The 14,926-nt window shown below is 49.2% G+C and carries 16 protein-coding genes; 7 read left to right on the top strand and 9 right to left on the bottom strand.

Annotated features, from left to right (window positions below; all coding sequences use genetic code 11):
- The first annotated feature begins 335 nt into the window (after window positions 1-335).
- Window positions 336-689 (top strand): CU044_2847 family protein, encoded by a 354-nt coding sequence (locus U2F10_RS03740; RefSeq protein ID WP_163660355.1) that lies wholly within the window; start codon window positions 336-338, stop codon window positions 687-689.
- Here the strand turns inward: U2F10_RS03740 and U2F10_RS03735 are convergent.
- Window positions 679-1,362: a helix-turn-helix domain-containing protein gene (locus U2F10_RS03735; RefSeq protein WP_163660357.1), complete on the bottom strand. Its 684-nt coding sequence runs from the start codon at window positions 1,360-1,362 to the stop codon at window positions 679-681. The two genes, U2F10_RS03740 and U2F10_RS03735, sit on opposite strands and share 11 nt — an antisense overlap.
- Before the next feature lie 254 nt (window positions 1,363-1,616).
- Between U2F10_RS03735 and U2F10_RS03730 the strand changes: the two genes are divergently transcribed.
- Window positions 1,617-1,826 (top strand): hypothetical protein, encoded by a 210-nt coding sequence (locus tag U2F10_RS03730; protein ID WP_163660359.1) that lies wholly within the window; start codon window positions 1,617-1,619, stop codon window positions 1,824-1,826.
- An 8-nt stretch (window positions 1,827-1,834) separates the two neighbouring features.
- On the opposite strand, the gene U2F10_RS03725 is transcribed toward U2F10_RS03730, so the two are convergent.
- Both U2F10_RS03725 and U2F10_RS03720 read right to left on the bottom strand, forming a co-directional pair.
- The gene (locus U2F10_RS03725; RefSeq protein ID WP_499870827.1) at window positions 1,835-2,992 is read right to left on the bottom strand and encodes an aminotransferase class V-fold PLP-dependent enzyme; all 1,158 of its coding nucleotides are present in this window, start codon (window positions 2,990-2,992) and stop codon (window positions 1,835-1,837) included.
- A gap of 311 nt (window positions 2,993-3,303) precedes the next feature.
- The gene (locus U2F10_RS03720; protein WP_163660363.1) at window positions 3,304-3,786 is read right to left on the bottom strand and encodes a Dps family protein; all 483 of its coding nucleotides are present in this window, start codon (window positions 3,784-3,786) and stop codon (window positions 3,304-3,306) included.
- A 411-nt stretch (window positions 3,787-4,197) separates the two neighbouring features.
- Between U2F10_RS03720 and U2F10_RS03715 the strand changes: the two genes are divergently transcribed.
- On the top strand, window positions 4,198-5,922 hold the full coding sequence (locus tag U2F10_RS03715) for a SpoIID/LytB domain-containing protein (protein ID WP_499870825.1): 1,725 nt from the start codon (window positions 4,198-4,200) through the stop codon (window positions 5,920-5,922).
- 183 nt (window positions 5,923-6,105) lie between these two features.
- Here the strand turns inward: U2F10_RS03715 and U2F10_RS03710 are convergent, their stop codons facing one another.
- Window positions 6,106-6,405, bottom strand: coding sequence for a ferredoxin (locus U2F10_RS03710; protein ID WP_006513757.1), 300 nt, complete (start codon window positions 6,403-6,405; stop codon window positions 6,106-6,108).
- 521 nt (window positions 6,406-6,926) lie between these two features.
- On the opposite strand from U2F10_RS03710, the gene U2F10_RS03705 reads away from it, so the two are divergent.
- Window positions 6,927-7,886 carry a Gfo/Idh/MocA family protein gene (locus U2F10_RS03705; protein ID WP_163660365.1) on the top strand — a complete coding sequence of 320 codons (960 nt, stop codon included), beginning with the start codon at window positions 6,927-6,929 and terminating at the stop codon, window positions 7,884-7,886.
- 22 nt (window positions 7,887-7,908) lie between these two features.
- Here the strand turns inward: U2F10_RS03705 and U2F10_RS03700 are convergent, their stop codons facing one another.
- From U2F10_RS03700 to U2F10_RS03685, 4 genes are all read right to left on the bottom strand, one after another.
- Entirely contained in the window at window positions 7,909-8,649 is a 741-nt protein-coding gene (locus U2F10_RS03700; protein WP_163660367.1) for a 2-phosphosulfolactate phosphatase family protein, read from the bottom strand.
- 66 nt (window positions 8,650-8,715) lie between these two features.
- Window positions 8,716-9,966 carry an FAD-binding oxidoreductase gene (locus U2F10_RS03695; RefSeq protein WP_499870823.1) on the bottom strand — a complete coding sequence of 417 codons (1,251 nt, stop codon included), beginning with the start codon at window positions 9,964-9,966 and terminating at the stop codon, window positions 8,716-8,718.
- Between the two features lie 61 nt (window positions 9,967-10,027).
- Window positions 10,028-10,822 carry a glutathione S-transferase family protein gene (locus U2F10_RS03690; protein WP_163660369.1) on the bottom strand — a complete coding sequence of 265 codons (795 nt, stop codon included), beginning with the start codon at window positions 10,820-10,822 and terminating at the stop codon, window positions 10,028-10,030.
- 136 nt (window positions 10,823-10,958) lie between these two features.
- Complete coding sequence (locus tag U2F10_RS03685) at window positions 10,959-11,741, bottom strand: DUF4230 domain-containing protein (RefSeq protein WP_163660371.1); 783 nt, start codon at window positions 11,739-11,741, stop codon at window positions 10,959-10,961.
- Between the two features lie 163 nt (window positions 11,742-11,904).
- Between U2F10_RS03685 and U2F10_RS03680 the strand changes: the two genes are divergently transcribed.
- Window positions 11,905-12,330 (top strand): hypothetical protein, encoded by a 426-nt coding sequence (locus U2F10_RS03680; RefSeq protein ID WP_499058925.1) that lies wholly within the window; start codon window positions 11,905-11,907, stop codon window positions 12,328-12,330.
- 71 nt (window positions 12,331-12,401) lie between these two features.
- On the opposite strand, the gene U2F10_RS03675 is transcribed toward U2F10_RS03680, so the two are convergent.
- Window positions 12,402-12,794, bottom strand: coding sequence for a hypothetical protein (locus U2F10_RS03675; protein WP_250565769.1), 393 nt, complete (start codon window positions 12,792-12,794; stop codon window positions 12,402-12,404).
- Window positions 12,795-12,918: 124 nt separating this feature from the next.
- Between U2F10_RS03675 and U2F10_RS03670 the strand changes: the two genes are divergently transcribed.
- Window positions 12,919-13,602: a response regulator transcription factor gene (locus U2F10_RS03670; RefSeq protein WP_163660375.1), complete on the top strand. Its 684-nt coding sequence runs from the start codon at window positions 12,919-12,921 to the stop codon at window positions 13,600-13,602.
- Between the two features lie 20 nt (window positions 13,603-13,622).
- A complete protein-coding gene (locus U2F10_RS03665) occupies window positions 13,623-14,897 on the top strand; it encodes a sensor histidine kinase (RefSeq protein WP_499870822.1) in 1,275 nt (424 codons plus the stop codon).
- The last annotated feature ends 29 nt before the right edge of the window (window positions 14,898-14,926 follow it).

The raw sequence follows: 14,926 nt of genomic DNA, 5'->3' as shown, positions 1-14,926 counted from the left end.
AGAGGACCTAGATTGGTCAAGTTTTTTATGTTAAATAGCTAGCGCAATTGCCGAAAATGCCTATTAAATACCTAGTTTATCGACTAATCTAACGCCTTCTACAAAAAATCAGCATTGCGATAACCATAATTCAATGCCCAGACAGTTAACGATAGTTTCTATTAAAGATCGCTGACGGCTTCTCGTATCCCACGTCACATAAATAATATAGATTTTCAATAGTGAGGGAGGGGGCAAATCCAAAGCATGCCGAGGGGTTGCATATATCAACGGTAGTAACTCTTAGAAAATGGGCATAGAAAGAACAGCATCTACACGTCACAGGACGTCTATTCATGTCTCAACTAGCGCCTATTATTCTCGAAGACGGAACGACCATTTACATTGAAGCGGCCGATCGTAACGATATCCCCAGTGCCCCCCCTACTGATGAATCGGAACCAGGACGGGTGTCTAAAGGAGCATTTTCCTCAGGCATTCAGCGCCAGTTACCAACCGTCAAAAACACCATTACCCAGTACACCCGTTATGTCTTAAACGCCTTTAAAGAATTAGGCAGTGGTAATGTCGATAAGGTCAACCTTGAGTTTGGTCTGAAAATAGCAGGATCATCGGGCATTCCCTATATCACAGAGGGCAGTGCCGAGGCCAATCTACAAATTACCGTTGAATGCTCATTTAAGGATTAAGCGGCACCACTTTAACCCGTTGCAGTAAATTACCGCCATGGCGATATCCTACATGGCTAACACGTACCAGGTCTTCGGGGTTGGCCATGCCCCTGACCAATTGATGCTGTTGTGGATCATAGGAAAGCTGTTGGCCCACTGTGCCGATAACAGTCACCCCCCAGCTTTCCAGCAATCGTTCCACGGGTTTGACCAAAGGCAATAGTTTTTTAGCATCAAAGCCGTCATGCTCGGTGGCGGCTTTTGCCGCTGTGGGCCAATAAGTCAGCCAAGATTCCAGCACCTGCAGCGAATCCGCTTGGAATTGCTCCTGTAGATACTGGCTTTGTTGTTCTAACCGTTGCTCTAAACGAGCATATTCCTGGCGCAATCGGGCAACTTCGTCACTGGTGCTCTCCCCAATGGAAGCAGCTATGATTTCTGCCGTAGACTGTTCGGGGTCAAATGCCTGAAACAGCTCAGCAAGAGAGCATTCAAGAGCTGCTGCTAGCTTTTTCAAAGCAGTCACCCGCATGGTGTCAATATTTCCCTGCCTCAGCTGTTGTACCTGCCAGCGAGAGACCTTTGCTTTTTCGGCCAGTGCCCGCTGGCTAGGGATATTGGCTTGCTGCATCATAGTTTGCAGAGCCTGCTCGCTGGCTGAGGGATCACCGTGGTTAGATGCGTTGGACATTGACGTGCGGTATGAAGCGTTATGGGATTGTACCGCTTAACCAGAACCTGCTGTGCCTAGGGCCAGCCATAGAATCGTCGACTCCATCGAGCTGAGCGCTCCTATGGCTGAAAACTATTCCCAATGATGCAAACGGTTTCCTAGCGCCACTAATAGTGAAGAAATAATAATTATATAATTGACATGTAATATTGATAAATATAGGCTCATAATTAGTTTTATTTCTTGAAATATATTTTTAGTACAGGTGAGTTATGAAGAAGCGATTGAAGCCCCTAGAACTTTTTCTAACCGTCGGTATGATTGCCACCCTTGGTACGGCTTGTGGTGGGGGTGAAGGCGGTGAAGCTACAGAGCCTGCTGACATTGAAGACGTGGCCCCTGAGGGCGGTGAAGGCGGTGAAGGAGACGACGACGACGACGACGATGGCGACGACGAAGGGGGTGAAGGCGGTGAAGACTGATAGAGTCTTCAGCTTTCGAGGGTAGCCAACACATCGACCAACGCATCAATATCAACACTATTGTTATACGGCGCAAGCGAAATCCTAATGCGACCATTGCGCGTGCCACAAACGATTCGGTTACGACGTAAGGCGTCTCTTGCTCTCTCCACATCAAATTCTGAGTGAGCAAGCGTGACGATATGAGGAGAAGCCGACGGAGTCTCCAATGCTCGAAATGGTGTCCATCCGTATGTCTGGGTTCCCTGGATTAACCTGTGGGCAAGACGACGTGAGTGAGCCTCACGTTGACCTGCGCTCAACGTCATTAAATTTTCAAGCGCCGTTGTGAGGCCCACCATCGAAATGTAGGACATCGTCGACTGTGTAAAGCGTCGTGCGCCGGTGGCAAACGTTAACGTTGTGGCGTCAAAATCAAACGGATTGGTTGTTCCCATCCAGCCTGGAAGCGGTGTATCTTGCTCAAGCAAACCGGGAGCAACGGTTGCGATCGCAACACCACCATGCCCCCCCAACCACTTATAGCCACTGGTAACAACAGCATCAGCCTGCCAATGCTGTGAATCTATCTTCAGAATTCCTGCTGCTTGGGTGACATCGACCACGAGCCTTGCATTCACACGCCCACAGGCTTCGCGTAACCGGGGAATATCAACCATGGTTCCAGTGGAAAACTGAACAGAGCTGATGGCGACAACGGCGGTATGACTATCGATGTTATCGATCAGGCTATCTGTAAGATTCTCGGTTGCAATGTCATCAACAAAACGAAGAGCGCAATCATGCTCTTCCGCATATCGAATCCAAGGGCGAGTGATGGCTGGAAAATCTGTTGATACGGCAACAATACAACTACCGGATGTTGGGCGAATCAAAAAGGGAAGTTGACCGAGCAATTCACTAGCGCTGGCTATAATGGCCAGACGATCGGGACTGCAATTCAAGAGTCTTGCACCGCGCTGACGTAACGACTCAAAGAATCCCACCTCTTCCTCATCGGTCATTCTGAGATTGCCATGGCGGGCAATATTATCAAGGAAGTCGTGCATTGACTGTACAGCGGGCTGACCAATGAGTCCTAATGAAGCCTGGTTGAGATAGACAGAATCGTTAAGGCTTGGATAATTAGATCGATCGATGAGAGCGTTAATCATGAAGTTTGCCATATCCTAAATTCAATAGAAAACTACCTGATCTTGTCATCATATTCACCGTTGCGATCGCCACTGGCCCACGAAGTTAGGAGTGTTCGGCAGGTGGAGGATATTAGTCAGGTGGCGTTTGTTCTTATAATAAAAAAGCCTGATCACACTCTCCCTTAAGAAAGGTTCTGTGGGCAGAGGAGACTCGGCTAATAGTGTTCTACCCCCCTGTCGTCCCCCTAGTCACAGGGATAGGCTTCGCCAACGTTGGGGGGACACAAGTACTTGGTTATACCTGTTACTCGGAGACTAGTCCCCCGAGTAACAGGTATTGATTACTGCAACAAACTGCGTAGCATCCACGCATTTTTCTCGTGAATCTGTAGCCGCTGGGTCAACAAATCAGCCGTCGGCTCATCGTTGGCCTCATCTGCGATCGCAAACACTTCACGGGCCGTGCGAGCAACCGCCTCCTGGCCTTCAACCAACAGAGCGATCATCTCTTCTGCCTTGGGAACCCCCTCAGTCTCACTAATAGAACTGAGTTTGGCATATTCACTGTAGGTGCCAGGGGCAGGAAAACCGAGGGCACGAATACGCTCTGCGATCGCATCCACCGCCAGCGCCAGTTCGTTATACTGCCCTTCAAACATGAGATGAAGTGTCTGGAACATAGGGCCAGTCACATTCCAATGAAAATTATGGGTCTTGAGATAGAGCGTGTACGTATCAGCCAGGGTGCGAGATAGACCATCTGCGATCGCCTGACGCTGATCGTCACTGATACCAATGTTAATAGGGAGAGTTGACGTGGACATGACTAGTCTCCTGATAGTGAGTGGTGGGTCTTAAACGATGTCCAAGTTGAAATGGGCAGCTGCTTTTGCAAGAGCACTCTAGCCTTAGACATGCACAACGTTCAATAACCTGCTTGGCCAAACAATATAGTGCAGCGCAGCAATTATAGATATTGAAACCTTGCCTGACTGTATTTTGTGGTCTTCTTAATCATACTCATAACGACTTCGACTTGCAATATTTTTTTATTGACTACAGTCAATGTAAAAACACCACTGCATGGCAACATCAGTTAGATATAAAACTCAGACAAATTACCAACACAGTTGATCGAGGTTTGGGCTATGGTTTGAGGGATTATTACATTTGGGCAAATGGCATTGGCACATTGGCAGATAGTGAAGCGGTCCTTAGGCAAACACGCCATAGTTATGGCTGTCGGTTTTCTGGCTGTAATTCCCAGCCGTGGTCTAGCCCAAGCACCGCTCAATCCCGAAATTCAAATCGGTCTGGTGCAGCGGTTTGGAGAAGAGCGGGACGATCAGCTTGTCCTCACCCCCCTAAATGGCGATACCCTAACGGTGACCTTTGAAACCGGTGGCCAACCCCAGACAATTACCACCCAGGAGCTGACGTTGGCGGTAGGGGCTAACCCTTTACCCCAACCTGTTTTACAAGAATGGGTGGTGCTCAGTAGCCACCGTAGCTTTGAAAGTGCCGAAGAAAGTGCAAATCAGTGGATAGCAAAGGGCATTGCCGCAGAGGTTGCACAACCGAGTTCTTGGCAGGTGTGGGCGAAGCGAGAAGACTACAATACGCCCCTGCTGCGTCGCTTGCTCTTAGAGAGTCTGCATGGGGCAGGCCATACCAATACCTTTATAGATAGCCGTGTACTCACCGAATCGCCTCGGGCGGCATTCATTGCCAACGGCTATCGCTACCATCGTCACAGCTTTAGAATCACCAGTGCCAATCGCCGTGTCCAGATGGCTGAAAACGGTGGGGCTAAAAAACTATTTGGGGGGGACTTCAAGATTCAGCCCAATGCCTATGGCGACTACACCTTAGTTAACCAGGTGCCCATAGAACTCTATCTGCGGGGTGTGGTGCCCCATGAGATCGGTCCCAGCGCACCCCAGTCTGCGGTGGAAGCCCAGGCGGTGTTAGCCAGAACCTATGCTTTGCGAAATCTGCGACGGTTTGCCATTGATAATTATGAACTTTGTGCTGACACCCAATGCCAGGTGTATCGCGGGTTGAGCGGTACGGTGGCCCGGGCAGATCGTGCGATCGCAGTGACCCAGGGTCAGGTGCTAACCCACAACGGCGAACTGATTGACGCGCTCTACTCCTCAACTACAGGCGGCATAACCGCCCGTTTTAGCGATGTCTGGAATGGGGCAGATCGTCCCTATCTGCAACCGGTGATTGACTCCCTGGCCACCAGCTGGGATCTCGCCGCTCGTCCCCTATCAGACGAAAACAACTTTCGATCTTTTATCAACCTACAAAGCCGCTTTAACGAAGACGACTGGCCCACTTTCCGTTGGCAGCGCTCCGGCACCTTGGAAGAAATCACCACGGGTGTTAAACAATACCTGACCAACCGCCAGAATCCCATGGCCAGCCTTAAAGCTGTTACTGGCCTCACCGTGACGGAACGCGCTAATACAGGCCGCGTCCAAACCGTTCTAGTCAACACCGACATCGGTGACTTTGAACTCCATAAAAACGAAGTTGTCAGCGCGTTGATCCCGCCCCGTAGTCAGCTCTTTTACCTGGAACCTCTGTATGGGGAGACTACGGATGAAGAGCAAACGACGAATAATGCTGGAGCAACAACAACCTCTGGGGAGACTGCCAATAGCACACCAACCACGCAGCCAACGCCTCCCGTACTTAAGGGCTATACCTTTGTGGGGGGAGGCTTTGGCCACGGAGTAGGCATGAGTCAGACGGGATCTTATCGCCTAGGCGAAAACGGCTGGCCTTACCAACGCATTTTGCAGTTTTATTACCCCAATACTCAACTACTGCCCATTAGCAACGACATTGTGTTTTGGAATGAACCAGCAACAACGATCCCAACGCCAGCAACAAATACTGCGGTAGACACCGCCCCAGCAACACAAGACCCGGCATTTTCACTGCCTTAGCAATTTGGGCGTTGCTGATTCTCAGGGAGATGAATCTAAAAATATTAGTGTTCTACACGACTTGTCATGGCGGCAATAAAAATGCAGGCCCCCTGGTTAACAGGGAGCCTGCATTTTTAGTCTTTACCAACGGCTAGAACAACGTTCAGACCATCCGTCAATAGACAACAAACAAGATGGGGCTTAGTAAAGAGCCTCTTCCTGGTGAGTCTCGATAGTGCAGTCGGAAGTGGGATAGCAAACGCAAGTTAGCACGTAGCCAGCTTCGATCTGATCATCATCCAAGAAAGACTGGTCAGACTGGTCGATGCTTCCAGCAGTAATCTTACCAGCACAAGTGGAGCAAGCACCTGCGCGGCAGGAGTAAGGAAGATCAATACCCTGCTCTTCAGCTGCGTCGAGAATATACTCGTCATCAGCTACGTCGATAGTGGTGTTTAGACCTTCAGCCTCATTGACCAGAGTAACCTTAAAGGTTGCCATGCTAGTATCCTCTACTATTGCAGTGATTGTAATCCTGTCAACTCTCAATAGTTCCCATAAAGTGTTTAGTAAGGAATCTATCAGATCAACATCATTTCTGATACTACGAGAAAACCAGAATGCTGTGGTACTTTTCTCAAAGATGGCTGAATGGTATTCGTAATCGAATCGTGGCTTTTGCCATGGTTTTACTTATACTTCTTCTAATGAGAATACTCGTCAATATTGCCAAAAAGCTCTTCAGACAATAAATGCAGCGCTTTATCAGCACTGGCAAAGCGCTGCACACACCTTGATCAAGTTATCATTAATTAATCTTTTCATTAAAAAAACTTATAGTCCATTTTATCTGTATATTGTTGATAGTTAATCTCCATTTAGTCTGGGTTTCTTTTACTACAAAGGGTGTCCATAATATGACGGTCTTTGTAGTCTAATTAACCTTTCACAAAATTAGTTCAACCTACTCAAATAACGACTTCTCTTTTTGTAGAACGTCGTTGCCTAACCTTCACGTATCAATGGTTATTTACGCTGCCATCATTGGCACTGGCTTTGCCGCGCGTAAGCGTGTTGAGGCCCTTAGGGACATTCCACAGGTTCATTTAGTGGCTGTTGCTAGCCGCAATTTTGAGCGAGCTCAGCGTTTTGGGACAGAACAACAGGTAACAGCTAGCCGTATTGAGGAGCTATGGCATAGTCAACAGTTAGACCTGGTATTTATTTGCACCGTCAATACAGAGCATGGAAACCTGGTAAATCAGGCTTTAGAGCACAACAAACATGTTGTCGTTGAATATCCGCTGGCGTTAAATGTAGAACATGCCACACAGCTGGTGTCCCTCGCCCGCGAGCGTAAGCGACTGCTGCATGTCGAACATATTGAATTGATTGGCGGGTTGCATTTAGCCATGAAGCAGCATATCGCTGCGGTGGGTACCCCCCACTATGTGAACTATCGCACCTTGGCTCCTAAGGATCCCGCGCCTGATAAATGGAGCTATTGCTCGGAATTGCTGGGTTTTCCGCTGATGGCGGCTCTGTCTCGCATTCAACGCTTAACGGATTTATTAGGCTCGGTGGCACACGTCACCTGTCAGGGGAGCGTGCAACCAAACTCAGGTTACTTTCGCAGGTGTTTATATAGCGCTCAACTCCGCTTTCACAATGGCACTTTAGCAGAACTCACCTATGGCAAGGGAGAAGGTCTATGGCGTCGTAGCCGCTACATAGAAGTGAGAGGAGACTTGGGCTGTCTAATATTTAATGGCAACCATGGCTGTTTAGTGACAAAGACTGGGGAACAGCCAATTGTGGCTGCCCCGCGTCAAGGGTTATTTCAAAAAGATACCCATTGGATAATGGAGCACTTGACCGAGGGGAAACCTCTCTATGTGCAACCTGAGGAGAGTTTATACTCCTTACGAATTGCCGCAGCATTGCAACAGGCGGCAGAGTCAGGGCAGCGAATCATGCTGTAAGGTCTAAGACCTAAGCAATCCATTAGCGATTAACCAAAACTCCTGGGCTCTCTTGTTCTGGCACTATGGTCTCCACGTCCATCTGAGCGCAATATTCAAGATCGGCTGTGTTATTCAAACGCAGCAAACGTTGACCATGGGTTGCCACATGCATCAGGTCTAGCATGCGGTGTTGCCATTGCTCATAGAGGCCTACGGCTGCAACAGCGGAGTCGTTGCCCGTGCATTCCACAAAGCTTTGGCCTGTTTTTTCCATCAGTGCATGGATAATCGCTCCAGCACATACGGTATCTTCTAAGGAGTACGTGCCTTCCCAGCCAGAACCCACCAACCAGACAGATTCAGGTTGCTCTTGCTTACGCAGGAGTTTGTCCACGACGGCCTGGCGCGTGGTTAGGGCAGCGGTCATGACTAACGGTGCAGCTTGAATTCGTTGCAGACAGCGGGTGCCGTTGGTGGTACTCATAAACAAGCGCCGACCCGCCGTACGCTCGGGATCATGATCGCGAGGGGAATTGCCCATGTCGAATCCATCTACTCGCTGACCACCACGTTCTCCCGCAAGAATACGTTTCTCAGAGGGCCATTGTTCGCTAGCTTTCACCAACTTATCTAAATCACTAAACACCTCGATGGCTTCAGCACCTGCTGCAAATGCGGCTGCCATGGTGGTAGTTGCCCTGAGGACATCAATTGAGATCGCACAGGCAGGCAGGGTATCAACTGGCGTCTCTTCTGGTGTGTGGTAAACGAATAATTTCACAAAAATTAAGAGCGGACAGACCTGACTATTCTATGCGGGAACGTACTCAAAAAATGTATGTGCTTATCAAATCCCTCCGACAAATCGTCCTGGATTTAATATTCCATGGGGATCGAACTGCTGTTTGATGGCTTTCATCATGTCCGTAGCATTCCCGGTATAGCCCCAGGGCTCTATGGTTAGGGATGGAGGTGCTTGCAAAATTGTGAGATAGCCTTTGTGGGCGGTGCAGTGCGATCGCAATGTTTCTAGGGTACCAGCGACATCGTGGGCATCGGCAGACAGCGCAATTAACCCCAACCCACTGGCATTATGCAACCGAGCGAGCCAGCTTGAGGGGAACGTTTCTAGCAGCTGCAGTAAAGGGACTAGATGGGTGGGTAGCACCCCGATCTTACATAATACTTTGGTTGGACTGCCCAGCTGTAGTGCCAGGGAGGACCAGAAGGAACTATCTTCGGCAGACTTACTCGTCAGTCCGGCTGTTTTAGCAATTGTTTCAAACCGTTCTACTTGCTCCTCGACACCGGCAGGAATACCTTGAAATCGACCTGCTAAGCGAACACCATTGTCTGTACCAATAAGATCCATGGCGCTGGACGTAATGCCCTGTAGCCGAGTTTGTAAGGCAGCTTCAGCGATCGCCTCAGCGGGTCCCGATAGCACAACGGTCTGGGATTGAACCGCCATGGGATATAGCCTGAGGGTCAACTGGCTGAGAATGCCCAACGTGCCATAGGCCCCGGTCATCAGCTTCATCAAGTCATAACCAGCCACATTTTTGACCACTCGGCCACCGGCTTTCACCACCTCACCGTCATAGCGCACAAACTGCACACCGATCACCGTATCCCGCACGCTGCCATAGCGCTGTCGCAGAGAACCGCCATCAGCAGTCGCTACAATGCCCCCCAACGTCGCCTGATCAGCATAGAGGGGGTCTACTGGCCAAAATTGGTTCTGAGGCTGTAATTTAGCCTGCAAATCGGCAAAAGCTATTCCCGCTTCCCCCCGCATGGTAAAGTCATCTACCCAATGATCCACCAGGCGATTCAACTTAGCGGTACTAATGACCACATCGGCATTATTCAGCTTGTGGTGACAACCCCAATGCAGCTTGGTACGTTGGCCACAGGTCACTATACGCAGGCGCTGTTCGTAGCAGGCGCGCACAACCGCCGATAGCTGTTCAATGGACTCAGGAAAAACAATCCTGAGATCATTATGTGTCTCAAATCGATGATCGCCGAGATTGGACCAAGACATTACCTGGTCGGGACCAAGCAAGGATTCAAATTTATTGACTACGGGGCTCATGGTGATGCGCTGACTGCGCTTTCCATTTTATCGGTTACTGGTTGGAGCGTGGGGAGTCGGTCTAATCAATGCCGATTTTTACGGGGCCACTGCCAGAATTTTTGGGGGGGTCAGAGCGCACCTTACGGTAGTCGGCATAGAGCTGATCGCGCCAGGTCCAAAACCGCTCATAGTCCGGCTCGTCCGCCAATCCTGGCACACCTTTGCCACAAAGTCCTTCGGGTAAATCAATGTAGCGCTGGTCTGGAAACTTGAGATACATGGAAATGCCAGCGACGGCAAAGTCCGCCAGGGTGGGCTGAATGCCTACCAGGTAGGGGTGTTCTGACAAGACGATGCAGATTGATGATAGCGCCTGTTTCAGACTCAAGGTGGCGGCTTTAATGTCATCAGGGCCAAAGCCTACACCTGTACCTAGCAGGTTAAGTAAGTCTCCGGGCACAGCGCTGACTAGACCTTTTAGGACATCGGGGGTGGACGCAGGCAGCAGCGCTGTCCGAAAGCTGGGATGTTGGTTAAAGGCTCCAATCATGGCCTTGCGGGCATTAGGGCCCATGGATTCATCGGCCCAGTCTTCTAGCATTAAACACAGACCGCGCATGGCTCCGTCAGCTGGTAAGACGGGCCGTTCGGGATAGGTTTCATCCAGGTAGGTTGCGATCGCAGTAGAATCTGCTATTACCGTTGCTCCATCCTTAATCACCGGTACCTGACGTTGTCCTGACAGCCGATACAGCTCCACCTGCCCCACCCCAGGCATCACTTCAACAGTTTTATAGGGCAGTTGCTTATAATCCAGAAGCAGCCGGACCTTTTCACAATAGTGAGACGCTTCAAACTGATGTAGCTCTATCATTTTGGGGAGAGTTTTGAATTGAACCTACTGGCCTCAAGTAAAAATGCTGACATAAAACAGTAACAGCAAAGCAGTGTAAGGCATTGAGTTGATAACGTTGTAACTCACAACTCAGCACCCAAAGCTCAAAACTCCCTTAAGAACACCCTGTGGGTTCAGCCACGTTCACCGTCAAATTTTCATACCCCAGGGGCTCAATTAGTTGCCGCATAGTCAGTTCAGCCCGTTCACTGGCCATGGTCAAGATCCCCTCATCACAGGCTCCTTGACGAATTTGCTTAAGGGCTTCCTGCTGCGCTAAGGCCTGGAGTTCCGGGGCACGATCCGGACCTAAGCTCAAGAAACCACGGTCGTACTCATATACTTTTGAGCGAGTGACATCTAACTTACTATCCAGAACTTTAGGCGCTGGCAGGGTCAAAATCAGGCTCGGTGGCAAGTCTTCAGAATCATTGATCACCTGTACATTTTCTTCGCTGATCGCCCCAAGATCGATGCCTGCACGGACTTCTCCGTGGGCAATGTATAACAAGTTAGTTTGACCAATCACATAGTTACCGACTGTCCGGTTGCTTTCCGTGGGCACCACTGCCTCCATGGAAAAGATAGCCGTCGTCAGTTCGCTAGCCCCCTGAATTTGCTCAACGATCAGGGTGCGCGTATCCACCGTATCCTCCGGTGGTTTCGGCGTGAACATTAGCTTCACACCATCCATAAACTGATCCCCAGTACGCCACAGGCCATAACCTGCCACCGAGGCCACCACTAAGCCGCCACCAAAGACCACCATCGATAGCATTGACAAAACCCGCCACACTCCTGGCTGCTGCTGCGGGTTGGGATTGGTTTGTTTATCCTTCTGCTTATCCGTTTTACGAACGCGACTGCGATTAGTAATGCGGGAGGGACGAGTAAACATGATACCGCCTAGAACGCTAGGGATGATTCTAACGTCAGTTGCGAAGAATGAACGTTCAATGCGACCAGTTGTATTAAATGTCCTAATTCACATGCATGTATGGTTCCATACAACCTAGGTAAACACGATAATGTGAATAGGACCGCCCTATTTTGCTGATTCCATGACCGCTTCTTCATCCGAGACCAATCAACAGCGTCTTAAACGCTTTCGCAACAATCTACTGAAGCTCCATAAGCTGCTTTTAGAGTCAGAGCGTGTACGCTACGAACAGGTCAATGGCCCCATTAAAAATAAAGGTGAATTCTTTCAACTGGTGATCAGTGACGATGCGTTTAGCTGGCTACGTCCCATTTCCCAGTTCATCGTCCAGATTGATGAATTTACCAGTACCAAGGAACCGCCCGAAAACCCCGAAGAGACAGCGGCCATTTTTCTAGAGAAAGGGCGGTTGATGTTAAAACCCAATGAAAATTCATCTACGCCCTTAGCTGCCAAATATTTTGAAGCCATTCAGAGTGATCCTCAAATTGCTCTGATGAATGCAGAAATCACTAAAGTCTTTCGAGCCGAGAGGCCTGGTCTTTGATCCAGACTGATGATGTGATAATTCTCTCCCATGCCCTGTGATAGCTTTTGCGAAACATAAATCAAGCCTAATCACATTGAGCATGGATCACGGACCTTGTATTGAACTAGTTTGCTGATTGCTTGTTGGGGGATGTTGATTTCTTTTGCGATCGCACCCTCAATCTCCCCAGGCACAGTCAGATCAAACTGTAGTTTGCGATCGCCGAGATCATTAAAAATAACCCTGGCCTCAGAGGTGCCAGCTTCATTACAAATCTCCACCCGAATGACCCTGATCGCCTCTTTTGAAATGTCTTCTTCAGGCTGCACACCTGTAATCACATAGCGTGATGTGTCATAGGTACGCCCCAGAATTCTGAGCGTCATCAGCTGGCCGATGGTCCAAAAAGCACCCCCTAACACTAGCAGCGATAGCCACAGCCGTAATACTCTCCAATTCAATAATTGAGACAGCTTTCGCAAGGTGATGATGTTTAACGCCTAATGCACCGATCATACCCAGCAATGAGCGACATCATATTTCTGTTATATTCTCTGCCCATACTAAGGAGCGATAAACTTTATTGGCCCGTATTGGGTATCCCCCATGATTATCCTGCTGGTTGAAGATGACCCCGCCCAACTACGACCGCTGTGCATCGCCTTATCCGAATCAGGTCACTTAGTCGATGGTGTGGAAGATTCTCAAGAGGCTCAATGGTTGATCAACAATAGGGACTATGATCTGTTGATTTTAGACTGGATGCTGCCTGTGGTTAGCGGCGTGTCTTTATGCCAACAGTACAGAGCATTGGGTAAAGCATCTCCTGTGTTGATGCTGACAGCTAAGGATACAACGGCAGATAAGGTGGTGGGTTTGGATGCTGGAGCTGATGACTACTTGGTAAAGCCTGTAGACATTCCAGAACTGTTAGCCAGGGTGCGAGCGTTGGGTCGCCGCTCACCCCAATGGCATGGCGATCTACTGAGCCTGGGTGATCTGCGTCTCCATATTTCCACCCTAATCCTGGAGCGCCAGCAGACACGCATTCGTCTTTCCAGTCGCGAATTTCATTTGATGGAATACTTGATGCGACGTTCAGGCCAGGTGATCACCCGCGATAATATCGAACAAACGCTATGGACCTGGGGTACTGAACCAGAAAGTAATGCCGTAACAGCCCTGATCTGGCGACTGCGGCAGCGGTTGGACGAATTAGATGCCAAAAGCTGGCTGGAGACCGTTTACGGTATGGGCTATCGTCTTAAAATTCCTGAAAAAATTTCTTAAAGGGTTCCACACCTGTCGCAATGTTCAATCGCAGTCGTCTTAATCTGGCTTATTGGTTTGCCCTTTCCATGGGGAGTATTTTGATTGCGTTTACCGGTGTGGTTTACACCCTCGAAGCTGACGATAAGCTCCAGGACTTTGATGAGAAGTTGTACTTGACAGTTAAGGACATTGATAATCGCACCTACTACCGTCCCGATCAGGGAGACTGGCTGTTGGCCAAAGGCACCACACTGGTGGGAGAGAATTCCCTATCTCCCCAGAATGAATTACTTTACGTCCGTTGGTACAACCACAATTGGAAATTAATTCAGTTTGTTGGCTCCACCCATGACCTGAAGCCGGTGATGGAGCCCAAAAAACGCTTTGAGACAATTTATATCAATGGTGTTGCTCCTTCGCAGCAGGCGATTCGTCAACTGACCGTCCCAATTAGATATAACAAACGTGTTGTCGGATATATCCAAGCAGCCACCCCACTAAATCCCCTACAGGCTGATTTAAACCGAACGCTTGTGATTTTGACCCTGGGTGTCCCTGTGACCCTTGGCATTATTGGCTTAACCGGATGGATTTTAGGCGGCATCGCTATGCAGCCTATTCGACAATCTTATGAGCGCCTGCAAAGATTCACAGCTGATGCCTCTCACGAATTACGTAATCCATTGGCGGCCATCCTCAGTAATGCTCAGGTTGCCCTTATCCCTAATCTTGAGTCAGGGTCTCAAGAGGAATGTGTAAAAGAGATCGAAACTGCGGCTAAGGCAATGGGGGGCCTCATTGAGGATCTTTTGTTTTTAGCCCGCCATGAGGGGCCAATTAATGGAGCTGCGCTGATTGAACAGATTAGTGTTGGAGACCTGCTCAAGCCTCTGGTGGACTATGGTCGTACCCAAGCTTTCCGACGAAATCGCACATTTGTTCACGATATCCCAAACCATACCGCTACGGTCAAAGTGAATGCACAGCTCCTGCGCCGAGCCCTGACCAATCTTTTAGACAATGCATTTAAGTACACCAAAGATAGCGGTATTGTTCAGCTGCGTCTTCAAGTTCAGGCCAATCATGTGCTGATTCAGGTTGAAGATGATGGTGTTGGTATTCCAGAAGCAGATTTACTCCAAATTTTTGAGCGATTTTATCGGGTTGATGCAGCGCGATCGCGGCATACAGGTGGATTTGGCCTCGGTCTATCAATTGCTCAACAGGTGGTGCGTGCCCACAATGGACAGATTACGGCAACAAGCACTGTGGGCAAAGGCAGTAATTTTCAAGTTCAATTGCCACTCAATTAGTCCCCACAGGTCTGCGTCAGCAATACGGA

The organism is Leptothoe sp. EHU-05/26/07-4 (genome assembly GCF_043421015.1).
Classification (GTDB): Bacteria; Cyanobacteriota; Cyanobacteriia; order Phormidesmidales; family Phormidesmidaceae; genus Leptothoe; species Leptothoe turfae.
This window is presented reverse-complemented; position numbering and strand designations above follow the sequence as displayed.